Genomic DNA, 25,771 nt, shown 5'->3' on the forward strand with positions numbered 1-25,771 from the left:
ACCGCGTGACTTTATGAGCAGGAAGGCCGCGTCCCCGATTGACACGACGGGGCCGCATTCTCAGGATGGCCGCCGACGCTGGCCGACCTAACCGGCACCCGCCGTCCAAACAATTCGTTCAAACAACCCGAGCCCAGGAGATGTCCATGTCGGACGATGTCGTCATCGTCAGCGCTGCACGCACCGCTGTCGGAAGCTTCAACGGCGCCTTTGCCAACACGCCCGCGCACGAATTGGGCGCGGTTGCCATCAAGGCGGCGCTCGAGCGCGCCGGCATCGAGCCCGGCCGCGTCTCCGAAGTGATCATGGGTCAGATCCTCACCGCCGCGCAGGGCCAGAACCCGGCCCGTCAGGCCTCGATCGCGGCCGGCATCCCGGTTGAAAGCCCCGCCTGGGGCGTCAATCAATTGTGCGGCTCCGGCCTGCGCACCGTTGCGCTCGGCTATCAGGCGCTGATGAATGGCGACTCCGATGTAGTCGTCGCCGGCGGCCAGGAATCGATGAGCATGGCGCCGCATGCCCAGTATCTGCGCGGCGGCGTGAAGATGGGCGGCGTCGAATTCATCGACACCATGATCAAGGACGGTCTGTGGGACGCCTTCAACGGCTATCACATGGGCAACACCGCCGAGAACGTCGCGCGGCAGTATCAGATCACCCGCCAGCAGCAGGACGAGTTCGCGGTCTCGTCGCAGCAGAAGGCGGAAGCTGCGCAGAAGGCCGGCAAGTTCAAGGACGAGATCGCGCCGGTGACGATCAAGACCCGCAAGGGCGACATCGTCGTCGACACCGACGAGTATCCGCGCCACGGCGCGACCATCGAGGCGATGAACAAGCTGAAGCCGGCATTCGAGAAGGACGGCACCGTCACCGCCGCGAACGCGTCCGGCATCAACGACGGCGCCGCCGCCGTGGTGCTGATGAAGGCGAGCCAGGCCGCGAAGGAAGGCAAGACGCCGCTGGCCCGCATCGTGTCGTGGGCACATGCCGGCGTCGATCCGAAGATCATGGGCACCGGCCCGATCCCGGCGTCGCGCGCGGCGCTGAAGAAGGCCGGCTGGTCGATCGGCGATCTCGATCTGATCGAAGCCAACGAAGCGTTCGCCGCACAGGCCTGCGCGGTGAACAAGGATCTCGGCTGGGACGTGTCGAAGGTCAACGTCAATGGCGGTGCGATCGCGATTGGCCATCCGGTCGGCGCGTCCGGCGCGCGCGTGCTGGTGACGCTGCTGCACGAGATGCAGAAGCGCGACGCGAAGAAGGGACTCGCGACGCTGTGCATCGGCGGCGGTATGGGAATCGCGATGTGCCTCGCACGCGATTGAGGCATCGTTGCGCCGCTGATGCGGCATGATGATGCGACGATCGTCGCAACAGTGCAGTGCATCAACGAATGTTCAAACGCCCGGCAGATTGCCGGGCGTTTTTGCTTGATGTTCGATCGGGCTGCGGATTTTATTCGAGACGACACAATCGAATTCTAGAAAAGAAAGTGCATTGCGGAGGGAATTTGAAATGGCGCGTGTAGCGTTGGTGACGGGGGGGACGCGCGGAATCGGTGCAGCAATCAGTAAGGCGTTGAAGGCCGCAGGACATGCGGTCGCAGCGAGTTATGCGGGCAATGATTCGGCGGCAGAACGATTCAAAGATGAGACGGGTATCCCGGTATATAAGTGGGATGTAAGTTCGTTCGACGCGTGCGCGGCGGGTGTGAAACAGGTCGAGGCCGATCTCGGTCCGATCGACGTTCTCATCAACAATGCGGGCATCACGCGTGACACCGCGTTCCACAAGATGACGCTCGAGCAGTGGAATGCCGTGATCAACACCAATCTCGGCTCGCTGTTCAACATGACCCGGCAGGTGATCGAAGGCATGCGCGCGCGCAAGTTCGGTCGCATCGTCAACATCTCGTCGATCAATGGTCAGAAGGGACAGTTCGGTCAGGTCAACTACTCGGCCGCGAAGGCGGGCGACATCGGCTTCACCAAGGCGCTGGCGCTGGAGAATGCGCGCGGCGGCATCACGGTGAACGCGATCTGCCCGGGCTACATCAATACCGAGATGGTGCAGGCGGTGCCGAAGGACGTGCTGGAGAAAGCGATCCTGCCGCTGATCCCGTGCAACCGGCTCGGCGAAGCCGAGGAGATCGCGCGCGCCGTGGTTTTCCTCGCCGGCGAGGACGCCGGCTTCATCACCGGCTCGACGCTGACCATCAATGGCGGCCAGTACATGGCGTGAGGCCTGCGCGCCTCATGGAGCATTCGAGGGCGGACCGTCTGACGGTCCGCCCTCTCCTTTTCGACAGAGCAACCGAACCGACAATGACCCCGCATACCGCAACTCTGATCGGGCTATCGGCCATCCTGATGTGGTCGCTGCTCGCGGTGCTGACGGTGAGGACCGGAACGATCCCGCCGTTTCAGCTCGCCGCGATGACCTTCGCGATCGGCGCTGTTGCGGCCGGCACCGGCTGGATCCTGCGCCCCGGCGCGATCCGGGCCCTGCGGCAGCCGCCGCTGGTTTGGGTGGTCGGCGTCGGCGGTCTGTTCGGCTACCACGCGCTGTACTTTCTCGCGCTGCGTTTGGCGCCGCCGGCCGAAGCCGGGCTTCTCAACTATCTTTGGCCGTTGCTGATCGTGCTGTTTTCATCGGCATTGCCGGGCGAGCGGCTGAAGCTGCATCACCTCGGCGGCGCCCTGCTGGGCCTCGCCGGGACCGCGCTGCTGCTCGTCGGCAACGGCGCCGCGCTGGATCAGGCGCATTGGCCGGGGCTTGCAGCCGCCTTCGTGGCGGCCTTCGTCTGGGCGACCTATTCGGTGTTGTCGCGCCGGCTGAAGGCCGTGCCGACCGATGCGGTCGCGGGCTTCTGTCTGGCGACCGCGGCATTGGCCGCGCTGGTGCATGGCGCGATCGAGACAACGGTGTGGCCGCAGAGCCTGTCGGAATGGCTGGCGATCGTCGCGCTCGGCATCGGCCCGGTGGGCGCGGCGTTCTATGCGTGGGACATCGGTATGAAGCGCGGCGACATCCGCGTGCTCGGCGCAGCGAGCTATGCGACGCCGCTGTTGTCGACGGGCTTTCTGATTCTCGCGGGCTATTCCAGGCCAACCGCGAGTTTGGCGCTCGCCGCACTGCTGATTGCGGGCGGCGGCTTGCTCGCCGCCAAGAACATGCTGCTCCGTCGGAGCTGACCGCACGCGCAAAAGGCAGCGGAGCAGCGGACCAAACCGGCCTGCGCTCCACTGCCCTCACACAAATCCGATGGAGATCTGCTTAGTAGCGGCGCTTCTTGATCACGACGACCCGGTCGGCATGATGGCGATGGTGGCGATCCCAGCCGCGGTGCATGCCGCGATCATGGTGGCGCATTTCGGCGCGCGGGCCGTCGCGATAAACCTTCTTGATGACGGTGATTTCGGCCGAAGCCAGCGACGGCAGCGACACGGCGGCAACCGCCAGCGCAGCGAATGCATAGCGCAATTTCATGGGTGTTCTCCTGTTGATTGAAACGCACAGGAGAACACGGGACCGTGAGGACCGTTCCGTACTGATCCAACTAACTTATTTGAACGGATGTTCAGATTGCCGCGCGCGATCAGCGTCGGCGCGATCCCGGTGATCGTCCGGCCTATTGCTCCAGCACCATCTGGCCATTCGCATATTCGAAGCGCTTGAGCTTCGACAGGAACGACAGGCCCAGCAGGTTTTCCGACAGCGCTTCGTCGGGCAGTACCAGCGCATCGACATCGCGCACGATCAGCCCGCCGACATCCAGCCGTGCGAGCCGCGTCCGCGCGGCTTTCACCGTGCCGTTCGCCGTGGTCACCATCGCGGTGTAGTCGGAGCGGCGCGGCCGCAATCCGAACTGCGCCGCCGAGCTCTCGTTGAGCGCGACCACGGACGCCCCGGTATCGACCATGAAGCCGATCCGCTGTCCGTCGATCCGTCCGTCGGTCTGGAAATGGCCGCGCGCATCGCGCGGAATTGCGACGCTGCGGATGGCGGCATTCGACGACAGTCCGATCGTCGCCTTGGCGGCCACGCTGGCATGTGCCGGCGCCGGCATCATCCGGTCGGCCATCTCGGCCATCGCCGTACCGAGAACCGCCAGCACCGCCGCGATCATCAAGATGTTACGCATGACGCATACTCACACCAACCACTGGCCGCGCACGATTGGATCACGCGCGTGCGGCGCCCGCGACAGATGCGGGCTTCGCTCCCTGCTATTTTGACCAAAAGGGTGAGCGAAGACTTAAGAAGGGCAGCGGAACCCGCGAGCGGTCCGGGCTGCCGATCAGGTGCCTCGGGGCTTGGCGCGGCGGGTGGGCGGTGCACTAGCCGGGTCTTCCGGCCAAGGGTGCCGTGGATAGCGGCCACGCAGGTCGGCGCGGACACCCGCATAAGAGCCGCGCCAGAAGCCCGGCAGGTCGCGCGTGACCTGCACCGGGCGATGCGCCGGCGACAGCAATTCCAGCACCAGCGGCACCGCGCCGCCAGCGACTGACGGATGTGTCGTCAGCCCGAACAGCTCGTGCAGCCGCACCGCGATGGTCGGCCCCTGCTCGGCCTCGTAGTCGATCGGCAAATGGCTGCCGGTCGGAGCCTCGAAATGCGTCGGCGCCTCGCGGTCGAGCCGGACGCGCAGGTCCCACGGCAGCAGGCCCATCAGCGCGTCCGACAGATCCGAGGCGGACAGATCCTTGAGACCTGCTTTGTCGAACAGCGCTGGTACCAGCCACGCCTCGCGTTGCGCAGCGAGGCCGTCGTCAGAAAGGTCGGGCCATGGATCCCCTTCCGCCTGGCGCAGAAACATCACACGGCCGCGCCATTGCTGAAGCTGCTTCGACCACGGCAGCCGGTCGAGCCCGGCGGCGATCAAGCCATCCGCGAGCACACGTGCGCTGTCCTCCGACGGCGTCAACGCCAGCGGCGCCTCGGACAGCGTGATCGCGTGCAGCGCACGCCGCCGCCGCGCCCGCAGCGCCATCGCGGCGAGGTCGAAACTGACCTCGTTGGCGTCGCTGATCTGATCGCCGAAATGCCGCTCGATCTCGGCGAGCGTGATCGGCGCTGCCAGCAGGATGCGCCCCTGCGCGGCGGTGCCGGTGAGTTCGCCGACCGCCAGATAAGGCGCCCGCGCCAGCGCCGACGTCTGCTCGATCGAAGCGCCGCGCCCGTTGGCGAGCACGAACGAGCCATTGCGGCGATTCTTGGCGACGCGATCCGGAAACGCGAAGGCGAGCAGCACGCCGGAGCTTAGCTCCCCTCTCCCTTGCGGGGAGGGAGAAGAAGCCGCCTGCTTGGCCCATCGCTCCGCCATCTGCCGCGCACTGGTCGCGCGTTGCGAGCGGTCGCGGCGGAAACTGTCGCGGCGGGCATCGAGATCCACGCTGTCGCCGCCGAGGCCGCGCTCGGTAAGGATCGCGGCAATCTCCGCCGCCTCTTCGGCGTGATCCCAGCGCGCCGCATCGACGATCATCCACGCCAGCCGCGGCGGCAGCGCCATCGTCCGCAGCGCGCGGCCTTCGTCGGTGATCCGGCCGTCGGCGTCGAGCGCTCCGAGCTCGCGCAGCAGCTCGCGCGCTTCTTTCAGCGCCGGCGCCGGCGGCGGATCGAGGAACGCAAGTGCGGCCGGATCGCTGACGCCCCACTGCGCCAGATCGAGCAGCAGCGACGTCAGATCGGCACTCAGGATTTCCGGCTGCGTATAGGCCGGCAGCGATGCGGTCTGCGGTTCGTCCCACAGCCGGTAGCACACGCCCGGCTCGATACGGCCGGCGCGGCCGCGGCGCTGATCGACTGCGGCGCGCGACGCCCGCACCGTCTCGAGCCGCGTCAGCCCGAGGTCGGGCTCATAGCGCGGCACCCGCGACAGGCCGCAATCGACCACGATGCGCACGCCTTCGATCGTCAGCGACGTCTCGGCGATCGAGGTCGCCAGCACCACCTTGCGCTGGCCCTTCGGTGCCGGCTGAATGGCGCGGTCCTGCACGGCGGCGTCGAGCGCGCCGAACAGTGGCACGATCTCGACCGACGCATCCTGCACACGCTCGCGCAGCATGGTTTCGGTGCGGCGGATCTCGGCGGCACCAGGCAGGAACGCCAGCACCGAGCCGGCATCGCTGCGCAGCGCCGCGGCGATCGCCTCGGCCATCTGCCGCTCCATCGGCGCATCGCTGCGGCGGCCCAAATAGCGGGTCTCGACCGGGAAGGCCCGGCCGAGGCTTTCGACCACCGGCGCATCGCCGAGCAGCTTCGCCACCCGCGCGCCGTCGATCGTCGCCGACATCACCAGGATGCGCAGATCCTCGCGCAGCCCCTGCTGCGCATCACGCGCCAGTGCCAGGCCGAGATCGGCATCGAGCGAGCGCTCGTGAAATTCGTCGAACAGCACCGCACCAATGCCACTGAGTTCCGGATCGTCGAGGATCTGCCGGGTGAAAATGCCCTCGGTGACGACCTCGATCCGCGTCGCGCGCGACACTTTCGAGCCGAACCGGACCCGGTAGCCGACGGTCTCGCCGGCCCGTTCGCCCAGCGTCTTGGCCATCCGTTCCGCAGAAGCGCGCGCGGCGATGCGGCGCGGCTCCAGCACGATGATCTTTCGGCCCTGCAGCCATGGGGCGTCGAGCAGCGCCAGCGGCACGCGCGTGGTCTTGCCGGCGCCTGGCGGAGCCACCAGCACGGCGGTGCTGCCAACAGCGAGCGCGGACGTCAGGTCGCCGAGCGCGTCGTCGATCGGGAGAGACGTGTCAAAGGAACGGGGCAAGGGCAGCTCGACGGGTGAAGCGCGCGGCGATGGTTAACAGACTCTCTCCGCGCCGCAAACGACGGGGCCGACCGATCGGCGGCATATTCATTGATTGAGGAAAGAAGAATGCAACCGATACCTGCAATGATCCGCCCGAGCCGCATCAGACAGGAACAAGAATGACCGCGAACGGCACACATGTCCCGGCCAGGATGCACGGGGACCGCGTCGACTGGGTCGACTATGCCAAGGGCATCTGCATCATCATGGTGGTGATGATGCATTCGGTGCTGGGCGTCGAGGCCGCGGCCGGCCAGACCAGTTTCATGCACTACGTGGTCGAGTTCGCCAAGCCGTTCCGGATGCCGGACTTCTTCCTGATCTCCGGGCTATTCCTGGCGGTGGTGATCGACCGTGACTGGCGGACCTATCTCGACCGCAAGGTGGTGCACTTCGCTTACTTCTACGTTCTGTGGGTGACGATCCAGTTCGCCTTCAAGGCGCCGAGCTTCGCGGCCGAGATAGGCTGGGCCGGCGTTGCAAAGCTGTATGCGCTGTCATTCATCGATCCGTTCGGCACGCTGTGGTTCATCTATTTGCTGCCGATCTTCTTCGTCGTCACCAAGGCGACGCGTGGCCTGCCGCCGCTGCTGATCTGGGCGATCGCGGCGTTGCTCGAATCGCTGCACCTGCAGACCGGCTGGATGGTGCCGGACGAATTCTGCGCCCGCTTCTTCTATTTCTACACCGGCTATCTGTTTGCTCGGCACGTCTTCGCCTTCTCGGATGCGGCTCGCGCCCGCCCGGTGCTGGCGCTCGCCGGCCTCGCGGCGTGGGCGGCGGTGAATGCCGCGCTGGTGCATGTCGGCGTCAGCGAATGGCCGCTGATTTCGCTGGTGCTCGGCCTCGCGGGTGCCTGCGCGATCATTGCCACGGGTACGTTGCTGGCGGAGAAACGCTGGCTCGACGGCCTGCGCTTCTGCGGCGAACATTCGATCGTGATCTATCTGGCGTTCTTCCTGCCGATGGCGATCAGCCGGACGCTGCTGCTGAAATTCGGCGGTTTCCTCGACCTCGGCGTGATCGCTATCCTGGTCAACATCTCCGGCGTGGTCGGCGCGCTGATCATCTGGTGGCTGGCGCTGAAGACCGGCGCCCGCTTCCTGTTTGATCGCCCGGACGCGTTCTGGATCGCGCCGCGCAAGAACGCGGCGCGGCTGCAGGCGGCGGAATAGCGGGAGCGATCCCCGTTTCAGGCACGTCCTCATCCTGAGGAGCCGCGCAAGGCGCGGCGTTTCGAAGGATAGGCCGCGAGTACGTCAGCTCATCCTTCGAGACGCGGCCAAGAGGCCGCTCCTCAGGATGGGTGCCGTGCTCGTTGTTAGAGCTGCGGCTTCACCGCCATACATCCGCCTGCACCACCGCGTCCTCGCGCCAGGCTTCGCGCGCGGCCTTGTTGGCCATCCAGTTCGGCAGGAAGGTCAGCGCCTCGTCGAGAATGTGCGGGGTGTGCAGGCCGGGCGAGTATTCCAGCGCGCGCTTGTAGTATTCCTTCAGCGCCGGCTTGAAGGTCGGGTGCGCGCAGTTCTCAATGATCACCTTGGCCCGCGCCTTGGGCGACAGCCCGCGCAGGTCGGCGAGGCCCTGCTCGGTGACGATCACCTGGACGTCGTGTTCGGTGTGATCGACATGCGACGCCATCGGCACGATGCAGGAGATTTTGCCGCCCTTGGCGGCCGACGGCGTCATGAAGAACGACAGGAAGCTGTTGCGAGCGAAATCGCCCGAACCGCCGATGCCGTTCATGATGCTGGTGCCGGTGATGTGGGTCGAGTTGACGTTGCCGTAGATGTCAGCCTCGATCAGCCCGTTCATCGCGATCACGCCGAGCCGGCGGATCACTTCCGGATGGTTGGAGATCTCCTGCGGCCGCAGCACGATGCGTTCGCGATAGAAATCGAGATTCCGCAGGAATTCGTCGTAGCCGTCCGGCGACAACGACAGCGCGGTGGCCGACGCATGGGTCAGCTTGCCCTTGCGGAGAAGGTGTAGCATGCCGTCCTGCAGCACCTCGGTATAGGCCGTGAGATTGTCGAACGGGCCGTCTTCGAGGCCGGCCATCACCGCGTTGGCGACATTGCCGACGCCCGACTGCAGCGGCAGCAGGTTCGGCGGCAGCCGGCCCTTCTTCACCTCGTGGCCGAGGAACTCGAGGATGTGCCCGGCGATCGCCTGCGACGCTTCGTCGGGCGCCGAGAATGCCGAGTTGCGATCCGGCAGGTTGGTTTCGACGATCGCCACGATCTTCGATGGATCGCAGCGCAGATATTGCTCGCCGATCCGGTCGCCGGAGGCGACGATCGGGATCGGCTTGCGATGCGGGGGCAGCTGCGTGCCGTAGTACACGTCGTGCATCCCCTCGAGGCGGATGTCCTGCCACGAATTGACTTCGAGGATGACCTTGTCGGCGAGGTCGAGCCAAGTCTTGTTGTTGCCGATCGACGACGACGGGATCAGGCTGCCATCCTCGCGAATGCCCGCGACTTCGACGATCGCGATATCCAGCTTGCCGAGAAAGCCGAACCAGACGTGCTGGGCGACGTGCGACAGATGGATGTCGATGTACTCCATCCGCCCGGAATTGATGCGTTTGCGGCAGGTCGGATCGGACTGATACGGCAGCCGCATCTCGATGCCGTCGACCTTGGCGAGCGCGCCATCGAGCTCCGGCGCGGTCGACGCGCCGGTCCAGACGCTGACCTTGAATTTCTGTCCGCGGGCATGATGCGCATTGATCCGCTCGGCGAGCGCCAGCGGCAGCAGCTTGGGATAGCCGGCGCCGGTGAAGCCGCTCATGCCGACATGCGCGCCGGAGGGAATTTGGGCCGCCGCGTCGGCCGCCGTCATGATCTTGGCACGGAGGTGGGGAGCAAGGACGCGAGAGCTGGAGAGGATCATCACGGCTCTTTCTGATCGCGGGCGGCCCGCCCGCTGAAGTGGTTGATCCGATTCGTCTAATCGCTTCGCTGGAAAGAGCCATGCAACCAAGGGCGAAGGTGTCGCGATGCTGCAGGGCCGCCGGTTCGCCAAGGATTCGTGGCATGGCCCCATGGGAGTCGCGAACCCCGCTATGGCTTTGATTTTCCTAGAGCGGCCCGCCTCAGCCTGTGTCTCGATGGAGCGCCCCGCGAAAGAAACCGCCGGCCGGATGAATATGCTGCAAACGCAAGGCTGACCCGCATGCAACGCGCGGCAGACGGCTGAGCCGAAGAACGAAATAGCTGCGTGCCGGCCTGGCGCTCCAAAAACTCGAAAACCTCCGGCAGGGCATTGCCGGAGGTTTCTTGGAGGTATTACATAAGGAAAGAAGTCTTAGCGATCTCCTTCGCTTAGGCGCGGCGAGAGCTAGCCGGCGAGATAATTATATGACTATTTCCATTGAGTTCAACAGTTGATTTACTCACTTATTGTTCACGGGACGTTCGGATCTGACATTTCTTTGCAATTCCGCAGAGGCCTATCCGCGTCCATTCCGCGCCGGGACAGCAAATCATTACCTTTCCCCGCGCCACTTCAGCACCGGACCTTAAGACCGCACCGCCGCGTTGGAGTTCGCCAGCCGTTCACACCGCCAAAACAAAAACCCCGGCGGTCGCCCGCCGGGGTTGGATGTCCGACGCGCGGACGAGGATCAGAACGTGCGCTGAACGCGGAGGTTGCCGCTCCAGACGCCCTGGTCCTTCAGCTCGTAGGTCTGACCGGCCGGCTTGGTCGCGCCGGGAGCCGCCAGGACGACCGAACCCGAGCTCGCCTGATCAAGGTAGGTGTACATGACTTCGCCGGACAGCGTCAGGTTCTTAACCGGAGTCCAACGGGTGATGGTACCGATCTGCGCGATGCGGAAGTCCGGATTGCAGGTCGAGCCGGCAGTGTAGACGACCGCGCCGGCGGTGGCTGCACCGCCGCCGCAAATCAGAGCAGTCGCATTGCCGTTGTAGTCGAACGCAGTGTACGACCCGAACAGCGAGCTCGACCAGTAGGGGTTCCAGTTGTGGTTGAACGCGCCGCGAACGCCCCACGCCGTGGTCTTCTCGATGCCCGTCCCGACCACGTTGTTCAGACCCCCGAACACGCCGTCAGACGCAGCGGCGAACGCCACGCTCTGATACGCGCCGGCCAGACCGCTGCCGCCGTAGATCGCGAACGAGTTCGGGCTCACGCCGCCGAGCACGTAGCGGCTCGCGCCGTTCGAGTAGGTCGCCGTGAAGTTGATGCTGTCGCCGGGGCCGGTCGGCAGGTTCTTGAGCGAGATTGCGGCCTGCACCGCATAGCCCCAAGTGTCGCTCGGATGACCCGAGGTTTCGAGCGTCGGGGTGTAGTAGCTGGCGCGGAGCTGGTGCGCTGCGGCCGACACTTGGAACAAGCCCCAGGCCTGATCGACCCGGATCTTGCCGACGATGTCGGGCACTTCAACGCCGGCATAGGAGTTGGTACCGTAGACGCCCGCCGGCCAGTTCGCCTGAGCCGCCGCGGTCGCCGTGGCGGACGCCGCGAAGCCCGGGGTGCTGGTGTTGTAAAGGCCCGACTGCAGGTAGGACGACGGATCTTCCAGTGAGACCGAGGCCGACACGCCGTTGCCGAATTCCGCCGTGTAGGCGATCTGGTTGATGCCGGTGACGTCGTCGTAGCCGCCGATCAGGAACGAGGTGTTGTTGCCCGGATAGCCGGTCCACGGCGTATCGAACTGCGACACCGCCTTACCGAAGGTGAAGCCGGCGAACTGCACGAAGGCGTAGTACACGCCGAGCGTACCGCCGGCGACGCCATCACCCGACGTCCAGTTGAAGGTCGCATCGAAATACGTGCGGACCACGCCGTATTCGGTCGCGGTGCGGGTGTCGATGTTGAGGTCCTGGCGGGACCGGAAGATGAAGTTGTTGGCGAGGCGGTTCTTCTGACCCGCGTTGCCGTTCCAGGCCGGCGCGTTGTAGGCGCTCGAACCGTAGAGCGTCGCATCGGCGCGGGTATAGCCGCCGAGCTTGATGCAGGTATCGGTGCCCGGGATGTAGTAGAAGCCGGCCCCGTAGATCGAGCAGACCTTCACGTATTCGACGGCCTTGGCCTTCAGCGGCAGATCGGCGGCCTGAGCGCTCCCGACGGCGATCACCGCCGCGGCCGAACTCAGGGCCAGAAACTTGATGGTTTTCATACGACCCTCCAGGTCTACAAAGTGGAAGGGCCTGCAGGTCGATGCCTGAGGTCGGCCCTGGTACTTCGGATGTCCGCCGGCCTTGATGCGCGGCGCACGCGACGGGACGATTCGTTTTTGCCCCACCCGTCACGGAAAGATCATGATTGATTTTATCACCTGAGCAAATTCGTTTATGAAGTCACTGACCTGATTTGTAGTTACCGTGGTATTTGCGCAACACGCGCAACACACGCCCGTCAGACGAGCGCCGCCCGCGCTGGCAAGGACTTGGTACCTAACGCTGCTGATGCCGCGACGCAGCGAATACGAGGGGCGGCGGCCTGCGGGACAGCTCCGGGATGTAAATTCGCCCGGTTGTACTTCCCGGCGCCGGCTAGGCTTCCGGCAGACGGCAAATGACGCACTGCAAGGCAACAAACGCCGCAGTTTTGCCCATTACCTAATTCACTCAACCGTGTAGAATACATTACAACTCATTCGCACGACGGAGCGCCGAAATCGGGATGCGCGAGAAGACCAAGCTCAGCCCTGTGCCTCCGTCGTCGTTGGTGCAGCCCGAAACCGCACGGCGCTTCACCGCGACGATCGCCAGCGTCCACATCTTCCTCGACGAAATCCGCACCTTCTTCGCCAAGGACCTCGGGATCACGGGACCGCAGGTCTCGATCATGATGACCATCAAGGGTCTCGACGAGGCGGATGGTGTTTCGGTTCGCCACGTCGCGCGCGCCCTGCACGTCGACCCGTCGTTCATCACCACTCAGACCAAGCTGCTCGAGAAGAAGGGGCTGATCCGCCGGCAACCGGATCCGGCCGACGCGCGGGTGGTAAAGCTGTCGCTGTCCGACAAGGCCACCAAGCAGATCGCCGCGATGACCGTCGACGAGCGCTCGGTCAACGACGTCGTCTTCGCCGATATCAGCGACGAAGAGCTCGCCGTGCTGAACGATCAGATGGACGAGCTCAAGGATCGCCTGGAAAAGACCTGCCGGAGACTGGCCGGCGGATTCTGAGCCGACCGGCAGAACCCAAACAGTGGTGCCCCTGGCCGGGATCGAACCAGCACTCCTTGCGGAACTCGATTTTGAGTCGAGCGCGTCTACCAGTTCCGCCACAGGGGCCCGCGCCGCCAGCCAAGCCGGCAGCGAAGCGGCCGGGACTATAGCGGCCGGGGAGTCCGGGTCAACCCGGCGGGCCATGCGCGGCGCCTACACCGCGGTTTGATCGGCCGCCGTCTCGACAGCGCGACAGGCGCGCGATACGACGCGGCAGATCCGGAGATCCCCGTGACGGCCAATCTCGTCGAACACTCCCGCATCGGCGCCCGGCTGGCGCGCGGCGCGCGCATCGCACAGAACGTCGCGCTCACCTATGCGGTGATCGCCGCCGCAGCGCTCGGCGCCGCCTGGTATTTCCAGCTGGCGCTGGATCTGCAGCCCTGTCCGCTCTGCCTTGAGCAGCGCTACGCTTATTATGTGGGGATTCCGCTGGCCGCTCTGCTCGCCGTCGCGGCCTGGCGCGAAGCGCCCGGCTCGCTGCTGCTCGCCGGCCTCGCAGTTCTTGGACTTCTGGCGCTCGGCAATGCCGGGCTCGGCACCTATCACGCGGGCGTCGAGTGGAAATTCTGGGCCGGCCCCACCGACTGCAGCGGACCTGTGCTCGATCTGGGCAAGGCCGGCAGCCTGCTCGACCAGCTCGACAAGGTGAAGGTCGTGCGCTGCGACGAGGTGCAGTGGCGGTTTCTGGGGCTGTCGCTCGCCGGCTACAACGTCCTGGTGTCCCTGGCGCTGGCGGCCCTCGCCGGCTGGGGCATCGTCCGGATCAGGCGCTAGGCCGCGGTCTCAATCGTCCAGATCGTCCGGGCTGTGCCCGAACCAATGCACGATGCCCGGCGTCACGATCGACACGTAGATGAAACGCGACAGGTGGTGCGCGCCGACGAACACCGGATCGATGTGCAGGGTCAGCGCCAGCGCCATCATGGCGTCCATCGCGCCGGGTGAGAACGCCACCACGAGGTCGGCGAGCCGCACCGGCGTGGTCAGGATGATCGCCACCACGAACACCGCCGAGATCGCGATGGCGACCGCGAACGAACCGAGCGCGGCCCCCAGATAGCTGAGGATGGTGCGGAGCTTGATCGCCCCGAACCGTGAGCCGATCAGCGTGCCGATTCCGACCAGCGCCGGCAGATAGGCCCATTGCGGCAGCGTTCCCTCGACCAGACCAGAGCCGTGCAGCACCGATGAGCCGAGCATCGCGCCAAACATCCAGCTCGCCGGGAAGTTGATCAGCCGAAGCAGCAGCGAGGCTCCGATCGCCACCACACAGAGCTCCACCAGCACCAGCGGCGTCGCCTCGGGGCCCCGCGACGGCAGCGGACCATGCGCCATCATGCCGGTCGCAGCCAGCAGCAGCGGCACCGCGCTGGTAAGGATGATCACCCGCATGATCTGAACCACGGCGATGCCCGGCACATTGGCCTTGCGCTCGGTCGCCAGCATGATGATCTGCGACAGCGCGCCGGGGCTGCCGGCGAGCAGCGCTGAAGTCCGATCCCAGCCGTGGACGCGCTGCAGATAGATGCTGCTGCCGAAGGTGGCGCAGAAGGTCGCGACCGCCAGAAGCCCGATCGTCAGCGGATAGGACGACAGATTGTGGATCATCGCCGGCGACACCATCGAGCCGAGCGAGACGCCGAGCGCCATCAGCACGATGTGGGAGAGCGGCGGCGGCAGGCCCATCTTGCGGCCGGCCAGGCCCGCCGCCGCGACCGCCATCATCGCGCCGGTGATCAGGCCGCCAGGCAGCTGCGTCCAATAGAACAGCCCGCCACCGGCCGTGCCGATCGCGATGGTTTCGAGCACGTTGATGGTTTTGGACCGCCAGCCGGGGACGGTGAGGGCAGGATTTTCTGACACGCGACCTTATCGCAAATCCAAATACCGCCGGCAAATGCGAACCACGCGCGCGGCCATGCCGACGGCGCAAGCGAGCGGTAATCGCCGCGAGCTAATCAGTTCGCAATTGTCAGCTCGTGGCCGAGCGTTAGGATGCGCCCGGCTCATCACCCCCGGAGACATGAACCATGACGGAACGACGAGTTGCAGCCCCCGCCGGAATCGCCGCGACGGCGCTGTTGATGTTGATCACCTCGACGCCGGGCCACGCGCTGACCGCGCAGGAATGCAGCGCCAAGTATCAGGCCGCGAAGACCGCCGGCACGCTGAACGGCCAGGGCTGGAACGATTTCCGCAAGGCGCAATGCGCCGAAGCCGCGGCCGCTCCCGCTGCCTCAGATGGCAAGGCTGCAGCGTCCGAGCCTAAGGCCACCGAGGCGAAACCTGCCGAGCCCAAGGCAGCAGCCAAGCCGAAGGCGGCCGCCGCGGAGCCCGCGACGCCGGCCGGCCCCGCCACGTATCCGACCGCGGTCGATGCGAAGTTCGCCAAGGAGCCCGCGGCCCGTGCCCGCCTGCACACCTGCGCCGAACAATGGAAGGCCAACAAGGCCGCCAACACCACCGGCGGCCTGAAATGGATCCAGAAGGGCGGTGGCTACTGGAGCGAGTGCAACAAGCGGTTGAAGGGCTGAGGCCGTCCCGACACCGGCGCGCGGGACGTTGATTTGACAGTCCCGCGCGAACTGGCTCATCCGTGCGCCTCACGGAAATTCGGGGTGTCGGATGATTGCTAGTATCGGCCTGATTCTGCTGTGCCAGCTCGCAGCCGAGGTGGTGGTGCGCGCGCTTGCGCTGCCGCTGCCCGGCCCGGTGGTCGGGCTGGTGTTTCTGCTGCTGTTGCTGCTGGCGCGCGACCGCTTCGGCTGGCTGGCGATCGGGCCGCTGCGCAACGACGGCGTCGAGAACGCATCGAAGGGCATGCTGGCGCATCTGTCGCTGCTGTTCGTGCCGGCCGGCGTCGGCGTCGTCCAGCAGCTCGACATGATTGCCAGTCACGGCATCGCCATCGCGCTGGTGCTGGCAGGCTCTGTGATCGTCACGCTTGTCGCGACCGTGCTGACATTTCTGGTGACGGCGCGGCTACTGTCGATGTGGGGCTCGCGATGAGCAGCAGCCCGTTTTCGCTGTGGGTGTATCTGTCGCAGACGCCGCTGCTGTGGCTGACCGTGACGCTACTGGTCTATGCGGCGACCGACGCGGTGTCGCAGGCCTCCGGCCGAAATCCGCTGGTCAATCCGGTGCTGCACGCGACCTGGATCATCGGCGCATTTCTCTGGGTCACCGGCACCTCCTACACCACCTATTTCGGCGGCGCGCAGTTCGTGCACTTCCTGCTCGGTCCGGCGACGGTGGCGCTGGCGGTGCCGCTGTATGAAAACCGCCACCAGGTCGTCACCGCGATCGTGCCGATGGCGGTGGCGCTGGTGGTCGGCTGCATCGCCGCGATCGTGTCGGTGGTGGTGCTCGCTCAACTGGCCGGCCTGCCCGAGGTCGTGGTGCTGTCGCTGGCGCCGAAATCGGTGACGGCCGGCGTCGCGATGGGCATCGCCGAATCGCTGCACGCCGATCCATCGCTGACCGCGGTCGCGGTGATCATCACCGGCATCATGGGGGCCATCGTGGTGACGCCGCTGATGAACGCGATCGGCATCCGCGATTTCCGCGCCCGCGGCTTCGCGGTCGGCCTCGCCTCGCACGGCATCGGCACCGCCCGCGCCTTCCAGGTCGATGCCATCGCCGGCGTGTTCGCCGGCATCGCCATGAGCCTCAACGCATTGATCACCGCGCTGCTGGTACCGGTCCTGGTGACGTTGCTGGTGAAGTAATTGGGCTGCGGTACGAGTGCTCGTATCGCGGCAAAGCGCACGACCATCATCGGCCGTCGCCCTCCGCGAAAGCGGAGGGCCAAATATCCCAGAGCGTGATGATGAGCAGCGCCCTGGGATACTGCGTCGCCCGGTCGAGCCGGGCGACGACCGTCGGGGTGTGGCTGCACGGTTGTGATTTGACGCGCCTCTGCAACCAGCTACGCTGTTGCCTGCCTCCCGACTTCGAGGACGCCGCACCATGAGCGATGCAACCGCACGATCCGCTTCATCTGCTGTGCAGCAGCAGGCGCGCGCTCCGATTTCTCGCCGGGCAATCGCGCTGATCGTCGCGGCCGCTGCGATGGTCGTTGCGTTGCTGACGTCGTCGCCGGACGCGAGCCTTCTCGCCGTTCAGCAGACCGACGCCGAGCTGGTCATGCTGCTGCGGTTCATGGCCGTGGTGAAAGGCCTGATCGCGCTGGCGGCGCTCGGCGTGACGGTGTGGCGTCTCGGTTCTCCGGCCTCCCTGGCGCTCCAGCTGGCTTACGTCACGGCGCCGGCTCTGATGTGCGCCGCGCCGGTCGTGATCTGGCAGATGGCTCATGTCGCCGGCGGCGCCGCGTTGTTTCACGGCGGCTTCGTGGTGCTATTGCTCGCGCTCTATGCCGATCGCGGCCAGGCGGCCGACCTTGTGCGGCAGGCTGTGCCGCGGCTGCGGCACGCCAATTAGCGGTCGCCTCGCGCCAGCCAACCCAGCAGCGGCGCGTTGATTTCGCGCGGATAGGTGTGGCTGAGGTCGTCGATCTCCCGATACGTCACGTCGGCGCCGGCGGCGACCAGCGCCTGCTGGGCCTGGCGCGCGAGTTCGACCGGGAACATCCAGTCGTGGAGTCCGTGCACGATCTGGATCGGCAGGCCCCGCAGGCGCTCGGCATCCGCAATGCTGGCGATCATCGGATGGAAGCTCGCGGCGATCGGCGCCAGATGGGTGAAGGGCGATGCGCTGCCGAGTCCGCTGACGTAGCAGAACGTGCCGCCATCGCTCAGCCCGGTGAGCAGCAGCCGCTCCGGATCGATCGACCAGCGCGAGCGCAGGAAGGCGACGATGCGGTCGAGATTGGGCGTATCGGCATCTTCGCCCATCAGCGCCCAGGTCGGTCCGGTCGCGGTCGGCGCGACCACGATGGCGCCATGGCTTCGCGCGTCGCGGAGCCAGCTCCACAGAAACAGCCGCCCATGGCCGCTGCCGCCATGTAGCGCGACAACCAGCGGCCAAGCGCGATCCGGCGTATAGGTCTCGGGCACGTAGAACGAGAAGCCGCCGCCGCGGCTGCCCGGCTCGTTGTCGTGGTGAAACACGCCGCTGTCCGGATGCTTCGGCTGGGCGAGACGCGCGCGCACATCGTCGTCGGCGCGGGCCGCCTCGTCGAGGAACAGGTCAGATATCGGCGGCAGCGTCGCGGCCAGCGGGTACAGCGCCTCCATCGAACGCGGCAGATGACGCAGCGCGCGAAACACGGTGACGAGGTCGCCTTCGCCAGACTCGGCCGCGCGCAAACCATCGAACGCAGCGACGACATGGTTGCCCGCGCTCTGCAGCGGGCCCCGCAAATGCGCGAACGAGTCGGGCCAACTCGCCAGCTTCGGCAATTCGGCGCGCAGATCGGCATCCGGCGTGCCCGCCATCCGCATCACTTCGCCGAAATCCGGCGGATGCAGATAGCGCGCGACGAAGCCGAGCGTTTCGATCGACTGCAGGAGCGGCGGAAGCAGCGCCACGATGTCGTCGACGACCGCCTCGCTCATCGCGCGCCCTTCCCTGGCAAACCGGCGCACGGCATCGCGCGCATCCGCGCACGACAGTGTCAGGCCAGCCCGGAAACCGCAAATCCCGAGCGCGCGCCCGCGCACGGACAAAAAAAGCGCCGCGCGACAAAACGATCGCGCGGCGCAGGCGGGACACGAGGAAACCGTTGGCCGCGCTCAGGCGGCGCGTACGGTCTCCAGGAATTTTGCGACTTCGTTTTTGAGCTTGTCGCTGTCCTGCGACAGCGAGCGCGCGGCCGACAGCACCTGGCCGGAGGCGGAGCCGGTCTCGGTGGCGCCGCGCTGTACGTCGGCGATGTTGGCCGACACCTGCTGGGTCCCTTCGGCTGCCTGCTGGACGTTGCGGGAGATTTCCTGGGTAGCAGCGCCCTGCTCTTCGACCGCAGACGCGATGGTCGAGGCGATTTCCGACATCTTGGCGATCGTCTCACCGATCTCGCGGATCGCCTTGACGGACGAACTGGTCGCGTTCTGGATGCCGCCGATCTGCGCGCTGATTTCGCCGGTCGCCTTCGCGGTTTGCTCGGCGAGTGCCTTCACTTCGGAGGCCACCACGGCGAAGCCGCGGCCGGCCTCGCCGGCCCTCGCCGCCTCGATGGTGGCGTTGAGCGCCAGCAGGTTCGTCTGGCCGGCGATGGTGTTGATCAGCTCGACAACATCGCCGATCCGCGCCGCCGCCGTCGACAATTCGCCGACGCTGGCATTGGTGTTGCGTGCCTGCTCCACCGCGTCGTTGGCGATCCGCGCGGACTCCTGCACCTGCCGGCTGATCTCGGTGATCGACGACGACATTTCCTCGGTCGCCGACGCCACCGACTGCACGTTGGTGGAGGCTTCTTCGGACGCAGCCGCGACCGCGGTGGTCAGCTCCTGGGCGTGCCCGGCGGTGGCGGTCAGGGTGCCGGCCGAGGCTTCAAGTTCGGTCGAGGCCGAGGTCACGGTGGCGACGATCTCGCTGATCGCGCTTTCGAATTGCCGGGTCGCGGCGTCGACCCGCTGACCGCGCGCGATCTTCGCTTCCGCTTCGCGCGCCGCCGCTTCGTCGGCGGCCTTCTTGGCGATCAGCGCCTCCTTGAAGACCTGCAGCGCGTTCGCCATCGAGCCGATCTCCGTGGTGGCCCCGCGGAACGGCACATCGGCGGACAGATCGCCCTGTCCGAGCAACTGCATCGGCTTGATGATGCCCTCGATGCCGGCAATCACGTCCCGGATCACAAGGACGCTGGCGACGATGCCGAACAGGATGCTGACGGCCAGGATGGTAAGGATGATGTAGAACGCCGACGAGTAGGTCGCGTCCGCCGCCGTCGTCGAGTCGTCTGCGCCCTTGTCGTTTAGTGCCACATCCTTCTGCAGCAGTTCGTCCATCTTCAGACCGAGCGGATTGGCCTGCTTGAACAGGATCTCGGTTCCTTCCATCGAGACCTGCCCCAGAGTCTTGCGCGACGCTTCGATGAGCTTCGCTCCCACCGCCTTGTATTCGATCCATTGAGCCTTCCAGCTCTCGTAGATCTGTCGCTCCTCGGGCGAAGAGATCAGCGGCTCGTAGGTCTGCTGCGTCTTCTGGATCTTATCGTCAAGCTCGAGAATGCGCTTCTCGACGACCGCCTTGCCTTCGGCGGTCGTGTCGAGCATGTGATTTCGAAGTGCGGTCCGGTAGTTCAAGACGTTGTAGCGCAGCTCGCCGAGGATCCGGACGCTCGGCAGCCAGTTCTTGGCGATGTCGATCGTCGCGGTATTCATCGATTGAAGTTTGAAGATCCCGAGAGCGCCCAGTCCCGACATGGCGATAAGGAGCGCAGCCACGAGCGTTGTGATCTTCGCTCGAATGGAGAACTTTGCCAGCATGGTTGTCTTCCTGCCGTCCGAGGGCGTCCGGCACCTGGTGTGCAGTTACGTGATGATACTCTCGGTAATGCGAGACAGACACCAACACCCAAAACCCCGGAGATCGTCCGGCGTTGGCGAGCCGAATGTTGCGATCCAGAGATTTTTGCTTGGTTAATTATTCGGTTCGTATTTCTACGGAGATACTGGAGGCCAGGAGTGACAGGCCGCCTTGGCTCGGCGGCCGACGGCAGGATGACGCGCCGTGCGCCCTTTGCGCCACCCAGCATTTCAATTCCCGATGTAATGACTTACCGTGACGTGCGAAGCGCCAGTCTTCCAGCGGCCGCACCGGCGTTGTGTCCCGGAAATCCGGCCCGCCACCGAGGCCCGGCGTCGCATATTGTGCAGACCGTCACGGAGCTAATGGCGACCTGGGTCGTTAAGGTCCGCAACGGCAAGGAGATCCATTGGGAATGCGCGCGTCGGAAAATCCGTTCTTCATCCTGCTCCTGGTGGCGGTCTCGATCGGCTTCGGCTGGATTCTGCTGCCGCTGTACAGCGCCGTGCTGTGGGGGATGGTGATGGCGATCATCTTCGCGCCGCTGAACCGACGCCTGAATCAGATGTTCGACGGCCGCCGCAACGTCGCGGCGCTGACGACGCTGCTGATCATCGTGATCATGGTGCTGCTGCCGCTGTCGATGATCGGCGCGGCTTTGGCGCAGGAAGCCACCGCGATGTATCGCCGCGTCGAATCCGGCGATGTCGACGTGCTGCGCTATCTGAAGCAGGTGATTGCCGAACCGCCGGCCTGGATCAGCGGCACGCTCGATCGGTTCAACATCGGCAGCCTCGCCGATCTGCAGCAGCGGCTGTCGAGCGGGCTGATGCAGGGCAGCCAGTATATCGCCAGCCAGGCGATCGGCATCGGCCAGGGCACCGTCGAGGTCGTGGTCAATCTCGGCGTGATGCTCTACCTGCTGTTCTTCCTGCTGCGCGACGGCGATCTGCTCGCCGGGCGGATCCGCCGCGCGATTCCGCTGCCGGTCGAGCAGGAGAGCCAGCTGTTGCGCAAGTTCGCCGTGGTGATCCGCGCGACGGTGAAAGGCAACATGCTGATCGCCCTGATCCAGGGCGCGCTCGGCGGCACCATCTTCTACATCCTCGGCATCAAGGGCGCCCTGCTGTGGGGCGTGGTGATGGCGTTTCTGTCTCTGCTGCCGGCGGTCGGTGCGGGCCTCGTCTGGCTCCCGGTCGCCATCTACATGCTGGCCACCGGGGCGATCTGGCAGGGCGTGGTGCTGATCGCGTTCGGCACGCTGGTGATCGGCATGGTCGACAACGTGCTGCGCCCGGTGCTGGTCGGCAAGGATACGCGGATGCCCGACTACGTCGTGCTGATCTCGACGCTGGGCGGCCTGCAGGTGTTCGGCCTCAACGGCTTCATCGTCGGCCCGGTGATCGCGGCGCTGTTCATTGCGACCTGGGACATCTATTCGATCGCGCGGCAACCCGCCGAGACCCAGGCGCTGACCGCGAGCACGGCGTCGTTGCCGCCGGCGGCCGGTGCCGACGCCACCAGCCGGGTCGACGCGTGAGCTGACAGCCACGGCGCCGCCCTCATCTCCACACCCGAGCCGGCTCAGGGCGTCTGCCCGGCGAGCGTCTGCACCAAAGCGATGAACTGGCCCGCCAGCGGATTGTCGGGGCGCGTCGTGAGGGCATGAACGTCGGCGCGGATCGGCGGCCCCCCGATCGGCCGATACACCACGTCCTGGTGCGCCAGCTTGCTGACGAATTCCGGAATGATCGCGACTCCGAGTCCCGCGGCGACGAGACTCGTCAACGAGGCCGATTCGACGACCTGATGGGTGATACGCGGCGCGAAGCCGGCTTCAAAACAGCACTGCCACAGGTACTTCGCGAACAGCGAGTCGTCGAGCCGCAGAAACACGAAGCTCTCGTCGCGCAGATCCGCCAGCATCATCTTTCCGGCGCCGAGTTTGTGACCCTTCGGCAGCACGACCCGAACCCTCTCCGTCCAGGCCAGGACGCTGACGATGTCGACGTCCTGCGGCGGACAACGCAGGAAGCTCACATCGGTCTGCCCGGATTTCAACGCGGCGACCTGACGGTCGGGCGACATCTCGTGGATACGCAGATCGACATCCGGATGGTTGAGGGCGAATTGCTGAATGGCCCGCCCGAGCGGCCCGGTCAGCACTGAGCCGGTCAGCCCGACATTGAGGATGCCGGCGGTGCCGGCGCCGATCGCGCGGGCGCGCTGCACCGCGTCCTCGGCCCGCGCCAGAATGGCCAGCGCCTGCTTGAGGAAATCCTCGCCGGCGCGCGTCAGCGTCACCCGGCGGGTGGTCCGTTCGAAAAGCCCGGTGCCGATTTCGGCCTCGAGATCCTTGATCTGCTGGCTCAGCGGCGGCTGCGCCACGCCGAGGCTATCGGCGGCGGCCGTGAAGCTGAGATGCCGCGCCACGGCGACGAAGTAGCGGAGATGCCGGATTTCCATGGCCCGCAATCATACTGCAAACGTCTTAATCGAGACACAGGAAATATTTGACGTCTAGAAACACAGCAGTGATTGTTCGGCAGGCTCCAGAACCGGGACAATCCCCATGAGGCAGTTTTTCACGTCGCTGTTCGGGCAGGTGGTTGCTGCCCTCGTGCTTGGTGTCGTCATCGGTGCGCTGTGGCCGGAGGTCGGCATCGCGCTGAAGCCGCTCGGCGATCTGTTCATCAAGCTGATCAAGTTCGCGATCGCGCCGCTGGTGTTCGGCGTGGTGGTGCAGGGCATCGTCGGCGCCGGCGACCTCAAGAAAGTCGGGCGCGTCGGGCTGAAGTCGCTGATCTACTTCGAGGCGGTGACGACGCTGGCGCTCGCACTCGGCATCGTGCTCGCTTACGTTTTCCAGCCCGGCGCCGGCATGAACGTCAACACCGCGACCCTCGATGGCGCGGCGCTCGCCAACTACACCAGCCACGTCAAGGAGGTCACCGGCTTCGTCGACTTCCTGATGCGCCTGGTCCCGACCACCTTCATCGACGCCTTCGCCAAGGGCGACGTGCTGCAGGTGCTGATCATCGCCATTCTGTTCGGCGCCGGCCTGTCGATGCTCGGCGAGCGCGGCAGGCCGCTGGCCGACAGCATCGAGCGGATTACCGAGGTGCTGTTCAAGATCATCGGCATCATCGTCAGGCTGGCGCCGCTCGGCGTGCTCGGCGCGGTGGCGTTCACGGTCGGCAAATACGGCGTCGGCTCGCTCAAGCAGCTCGGCCTCCTCGTCGCCCTGTTCTATGTCGGCGTCGCGCTATTCGTGTTCGTGATCCTCGGCGGCATCATGCGGCTGGCGGGCTTCAGCCTGATCAAGCTGCTGGCCTATCTGCGCGAAGAGTTGATGGTGGTGGCCGGCACCGCCTCGTCGGACAGCGTGCTGCCGCAGGTGATGCGCAAGCTGGAGCGGCTCGGCATCAAAGACTCCACCGTCGGCCTGGTGATTCCGACCGGCTACTCGTTCAACCTCGACGCCTTCTCGCTGTATCTGACGCTGGCGACCGTGTTCATCGCCCAGGCCACCAACACGCCGCTGTCGTTCGGCCACCTGCTGATCATCCTCGGCATCGCGCTGCTCACCTCGAAGGGCGCGCACGGCGTGCCCGGCTCGGCGATCGTGGTGCTGGCCGCGACGCTGTCGGCGGTACCGGACATTCCGCTGATCGGTCTGGTGCTGGTGCTGTCGGTCGACTGGTTCGTCGGCATCGCCCGCGCGCTCGGCAATCTGGTCGGCAACTGCGTGGCCACCGTGGTGATCGCCGCCTGGGAAGGCGATATCGATCGCGCCCAGGCGCGGCGCGTGCTCAACGGCGACGTCTCCACCGACACGGCGGAGATCCTCGGCGCGCCGGTGGCGAAAGTACCCGCCTGACGGCGCTGCCTGCCGGAACCGACAACGCAAGAAACCACTGGGAGAGGCCCGATGAACGCTCCGATCTACAACCCGGCCTGCGGCGGCCTGCCGCCCCAGACAGCACTGCACACCGGCCGCGCCGTGTTCACCGAGGCCTATGCGGTGATTCCGCATGGCGTGATGAGCGACATCGTCACCAGCCTGCTGCCGGGCTGGACCGGCACGCGCGCCTGGATTCTGGCGCGGCCGCTGTCCGGCTTCGCCGAAACCTTCACGCAGTACCTGATGGAAATCGCCCCCGGCGGCGGGAGCGACAGCCCCGAGCCGGACCCGCAGGCCGAAGGCGTGCTGTTCGTGGTCGGCGGCACCCCGACGCTCGCCCTCGACGGCCAGGATCATGCGCTGCGCCCCGGCAGCTACGCATATCTGCCACCCGGCGCCGGCTGGAAGCTGCGCAACCGCGGCGGCGAGGCGGCGCGCGTCCACTGGATTCGCAAGGCCTACGAATTCGCGCGCGGCTTCGACGTGCCGGACGCCTTCGTGACGCACGACTCCGAGGTCGAGCCGTCCGGCATGAGCGGCACCAACGGAGCCTGGGCCACCACACGCTTCGTCGCGCCCGACGATCTGCGCCACGACATGCACGTCAACATCGTCACGCTGCAGGCGGGCGCCTCAATCCCGTTCGAAGAGACGCATGTGATGGAGCACGGGCTGTTCGTGCTCGAAGGCAAGGCGGTGTACCGGCTCAATCGCGACTGGGTCGAGGTCGAGGCCGGCGACTTCATGTGGCTGCGCGCGTTCTGCCCGCAGGCCTGCTACGCCGGCGGGCCCGGCCGCTTCCGTTATCTGCTGTACAAGGACGTCAACCGGCATCCGGCGCTCGGCCGGCGCGGGTTCGGCCGATGACGGTCCCGGGCACCGCGCGGACGCTGGTCGCGCAGCCGCTGACCGCCACAGCCTTCGCGCCATTCGGCACGCTGATCGACACGGCGCAGGTCGCGCCGCGGCCGATGAATGCCGGCATGGCGCAACGCTTCCACGATCTCGCGGCGATCGAGGTGACCGGCGACGGCGGCCGCGTCGTCGTCGGGCTGGTCGAGGCGCAGCCCTATCCGCTGCCGCTACGGCTGACGCTGGTCGAACGCCATCCGCTCGGCGCCCAGGCTTTCGTGCCTCTGAACGCCGCGCCGTTTCTGGTGGTGGTTTGCCCGGATGACGGCGGCAGGCCGGGTAGGCCGCAGGCCTTCGTCACCTCACCGCATCAGGGCGTCTGCTACGCCCGGAATACCTGGCACAGCGTGCTGACACCATTCGGCGCCGCGCAGGATTTCGTGGTGATCGATCGCGGCGGACCGGGCGTCAATCTGGAAGAGTATGTGTTCGAGCAGCCGTGGACCGTGACTCTGCCAGCGCGCGACTGACGCCCGATCGCGTCGAACAAATCACCGCAGCAG

23 protein-coding genes and 1 tRNA gene are annotated in these 25,771 nt (G+C 66.0%); 14 read left to right on the forward strand and 10 right to left on the reverse strand.

Annotation, left to right across the window (positions count from 1 at the left end):
• The first annotated feature begins 146 nt into the window (after positions 1-146).
• The 3 genes from ACFFJ6_RS07975 to yddG all read left to right on the forward strand — a co-directional run bounded on the left by ACFFJ6_RS07975 (position 147) and on the right by yddG (position 3,194).
• Positions 147-1,325, forward strand: a complete 1,179-nt coding sequence (locus ACFFJ6_RS07975) for an acetyl-CoA C-acetyltransferase (RefSeq protein ID WP_378386244.1) — start codon at positions 147-149, stop codon at positions 1,323-1,325.
• Positions 1,326-1,515: 190 nt separating this feature from the next.
• Entirely contained in the window at positions 1,516-2,241 is a 726-nt protein-coding gene (phbB, locus tag ACFFJ6_RS07980) for an acetoacetyl-CoA reductase (protein ID WP_378386246.1), read from the forward strand.
• Between the two features lie 83 nt (positions 2,242-2,324).
• Positions 2,325-3,194 (forward strand): aromatic amino acid exporter YddG, encoded by an 870-nt coding sequence (gene yddG, locus ACFFJ6_RS07985; protein ID WP_378386248.1) that lies wholly within the window; start codon positions 2,325-2,327, stop codon positions 3,192-3,194.
• A gap of 82 nt (positions 3,195-3,276) precedes the next feature.
• Here yddG and ACFFJ6_RS07990 read toward each other — a convergent pair whose 3' ends face one another.
• The 3 genes from ACFFJ6_RS07990 to hrpB form a co-directional block, all read right to left on the reverse strand.
• A complete protein-coding gene (locus tag ACFFJ6_RS07990; protein WP_378386250.1) occupies positions 3,277-3,489 on the reverse strand; it encodes a hypothetical protein in 213 nt (70 codons plus the stop codon).
• Between the two features lie 142 nt (positions 3,490-3,631).
• On the reverse strand, positions 3,632-4,144 hold the full coding sequence (locus ACFFJ6_RS07995) for a TIGR02281 family clan AA aspartic protease (RefSeq protein ID WP_378386252.1): 513 nt from the start codon (positions 4,142-4,144) through the stop codon (positions 3,632-3,634).
• Between the two features lie 156 nt (positions 4,145-4,300).
• Positions 4,301-6,775, reverse strand: coding sequence for an ATP-dependent helicase HrpB (hrpB, locus tag ACFFJ6_RS08000; protein ID WP_378386254.1), 2,475 nt, complete (start codon positions 6,773-6,775; stop codon positions 4,301-4,303).
• 161 nt (positions 6,776-6,936) lie between these two features.
• Between hrpB and ACFFJ6_RS08005 the strand changes: the two genes are divergently transcribed.
• The gene (locus tag ACFFJ6_RS08005) at positions 6,937-7,992 is read left to right on the forward strand and encodes an acyltransferase family protein (RefSeq protein WP_378386256.1); all 1,056 of its coding nucleotides are present in this window, start codon (positions 6,937-6,939) and stop codon (positions 7,990-7,992) included.
• 160 nt (positions 7,993-8,152) lie between these two features.
• Here the strand turns inward: ACFFJ6_RS08005 and scpC are convergent, their stop codons facing one another.
• Together scpC and ACFFJ6_RS08015 are read right to left on the reverse strand one after the other, a co-directional pair.
• A complete protein-coding gene (gene scpC / locus ACFFJ6_RS08010) occupies positions 8,153-9,715 on the reverse strand; it encodes a succinyl-CoA:acetate CoA-transferase ScpC (RefSeq protein ID WP_378386258.1) in 1,563 nt (520 codons plus the stop codon).
• A gap of 733 nt (positions 9,716-10,448) precedes the next feature.
• Positions 10,449-11,966, reverse strand: coding sequence for a porin (locus ACFFJ6_RS08015; protein ID WP_378386260.1), 1,518 nt, complete (start codon positions 11,964-11,966; stop codon positions 10,449-10,451).
• A gap of 506 nt (positions 11,967-12,472) precedes the next feature.
• Between ACFFJ6_RS08015 and ACFFJ6_RS08020 the strand changes: the two genes are divergently transcribed.
• Positions 12,473-12,982: a MarR family winged helix-turn-helix transcriptional regulator gene (locus ACFFJ6_RS08020; protein WP_378386262.1), complete on the forward strand. Its 510-nt coding sequence runs from the start codon at positions 12,473-12,475 to the stop codon at positions 12,980-12,982.
• Positions 12,983-13,005: 23 nt separating this feature from the next.
• On the opposite strand, the gene ACFFJ6_RS08025 is transcribed toward ACFFJ6_RS08020, so the two are convergent.
• Positions 13,006-13,090, reverse strand: a tRNA-Leu gene (locus tag ACFFJ6_RS08025).
• Between the two features lie 165 nt (positions 13,091-13,255).
• Between ACFFJ6_RS08025 and ACFFJ6_RS08030 the strand changes: the two genes are divergently transcribed.
• A complete protein-coding gene (locus ACFFJ6_RS08030; RefSeq protein WP_378386264.1) occupies positions 13,256-13,801 on the forward strand; it encodes a disulfide bond formation protein B in 546 nt (181 codons plus the stop codon).
• 9 nt (positions 13,802-13,810) lie between these two features.
• Here ACFFJ6_RS08030 and ACFFJ6_RS08035 read toward each other — a convergent pair whose 3' ends face one another.
• Positions 13,811-14,890: an AbrB family protein gene (locus ACFFJ6_RS08035; protein ID WP_378386266.1), complete on the reverse strand. Its 1,080-nt coding sequence runs from the start codon at positions 14,888-14,890 to the stop codon at positions 13,811-13,813.
• Between the two features lie 167 nt (positions 14,891-15,057).
• On the opposite strand from ACFFJ6_RS08035, the gene ACFFJ6_RS08040 reads away from it, so the two are divergent.
• From ACFFJ6_RS08040 to ACFFJ6_RS08055, 4 genes are all read left to right on the forward strand, one after another.
• Positions 15,058-15,561: a hypothetical protein gene (locus ACFFJ6_RS08040; RefSeq protein WP_378386268.1), complete on the forward strand. Its 504-nt coding sequence runs from the start codon at positions 15,058-15,060 to the stop codon at positions 15,559-15,561.
• A 91-nt stretch (positions 15,562-15,652) separates the two neighbouring features.
• Positions 15,653-16,036 (forward strand): CidA/LrgA family protein, encoded by a 384-nt coding sequence (locus ACFFJ6_RS08045; protein WP_378386270.1) that lies wholly within the window; start codon positions 15,653-15,655, stop codon positions 16,034-16,036.
• The gene (locus tag ACFFJ6_RS08050; protein ID WP_378386272.1) at positions 16,033-16,755 is read left to right on the forward strand and encodes an LrgB family protein; all 723 of its coding nucleotides are present in this window, start codon (positions 16,033-16,035) and stop codon (positions 16,753-16,755) included. The genes ACFFJ6_RS08045 and ACFFJ6_RS08050 overlap by 4 nt, the downstream gene beginning before the upstream one ends.
• A 241-nt stretch (positions 16,756-16,996) precedes the next feature.
• Positions 16,997-17,467, forward strand: a complete 471-nt coding sequence (locus tag ACFFJ6_RS08055) for a hypothetical protein (protein ID WP_378386274.1) — start codon at positions 16,997-16,999, stop codon at positions 17,465-17,467.
• Here the strand turns inward: ACFFJ6_RS08055 and ACFFJ6_RS08060 are convergent.
• Complete coding sequence (locus ACFFJ6_RS08060) at positions 17,464-18,543, reverse strand: carboxylesterase family protein (RefSeq protein ID WP_378386276.1); 1,080 nt, start codon at positions 18,541-18,543, stop codon at positions 17,464-17,466. The genes ACFFJ6_RS08055 and ACFFJ6_RS08060 overlap by 4 nt on opposite strands.
• A gap of 177 nt (positions 18,544-18,720) precedes the next feature.
• Positions 18,721-20,412 carry a methyl-accepting chemotaxis protein gene (locus tag ACFFJ6_RS08065; RefSeq protein WP_378386278.1) on the reverse strand — a complete coding sequence of 564 codons (1,692 nt, stop codon included), beginning with the start codon at positions 20,410-20,412 and terminating at the stop codon, positions 18,721-18,723.
• Positions 20,413-20,867: 455 nt separating this feature from the next.
• Between ACFFJ6_RS08065 and ACFFJ6_RS08070 the strand changes: the two genes are divergently transcribed.
• Positions 20,868-21,992, forward strand: coding sequence for an AI-2E family transporter (locus tag ACFFJ6_RS08070; RefSeq protein ID WP_378386280.1), 1,125 nt, complete (start codon positions 20,868-20,870; stop codon positions 21,990-21,992).
• Between the two features lie 44 nt (positions 21,993-22,036).
• Here ACFFJ6_RS08070 and ACFFJ6_RS08075 read toward each other — a convergent pair whose 3' ends face one another.
• On the reverse strand, positions 22,037-22,918 hold the full coding sequence (locus ACFFJ6_RS08075) for a LysR family transcriptional regulator (protein ID WP_378386282.1): 882 nt from the start codon (positions 22,916-22,918) through the stop codon (positions 22,037-22,039).
• Positions 22,919-23,024: 106 nt separating this feature from the next.
• Between ACFFJ6_RS08075 and ACFFJ6_RS08080 the strand changes: the two genes are divergently transcribed.
• From ACFFJ6_RS08080 to ACFFJ6_RS08090, 3 genes are read left to right on the forward strand one after another with little or no spacing between them, the layout of a single operon-like run.
• Positions 23,025-24,332, forward strand: coding sequence for a dicarboxylate/amino acid:cation symporter (locus ACFFJ6_RS08080; RefSeq protein ID WP_378386284.1), 1,308 nt, complete (start codon positions 23,025-23,027; stop codon positions 24,330-24,332).
• 51 nt (positions 24,333-24,383) lie between these two features.
• Complete coding sequence (locus ACFFJ6_RS08085; RefSeq protein WP_378386286.1) at positions 24,384-25,223, forward strand: bifunctional allantoicase/(S)-ureidoglycine aminohydrolase; 840 nt, start codon at positions 24,384-24,386, stop codon at positions 25,221-25,223.
• The gene (locus ACFFJ6_RS08090; protein WP_378386288.1) at positions 25,220-25,738 is read left to right on the forward strand and encodes an ureidoglycolate lyase; all 519 of its coding nucleotides are present in this window, start codon (positions 25,220-25,222) and stop codon (positions 25,736-25,738) included. Before ACFFJ6_RS08085 ends, ACFFJ6_RS08090 begins: the two co-directional genes overlap by 4 nt.
• Positions 25,739-25,771 lie beyond the last annotated feature (33 nt).

The organism is Rhodopseudomonas telluris (assembly GCF_042432815.1).
GTDB classification, from domain to species: Bacteria; Pseudomonadota; Alphaproteobacteria; order Rhizobiales; family Xanthobacteraceae; genus Rhodopseudomonas; species Rhodopseudomonas telluris.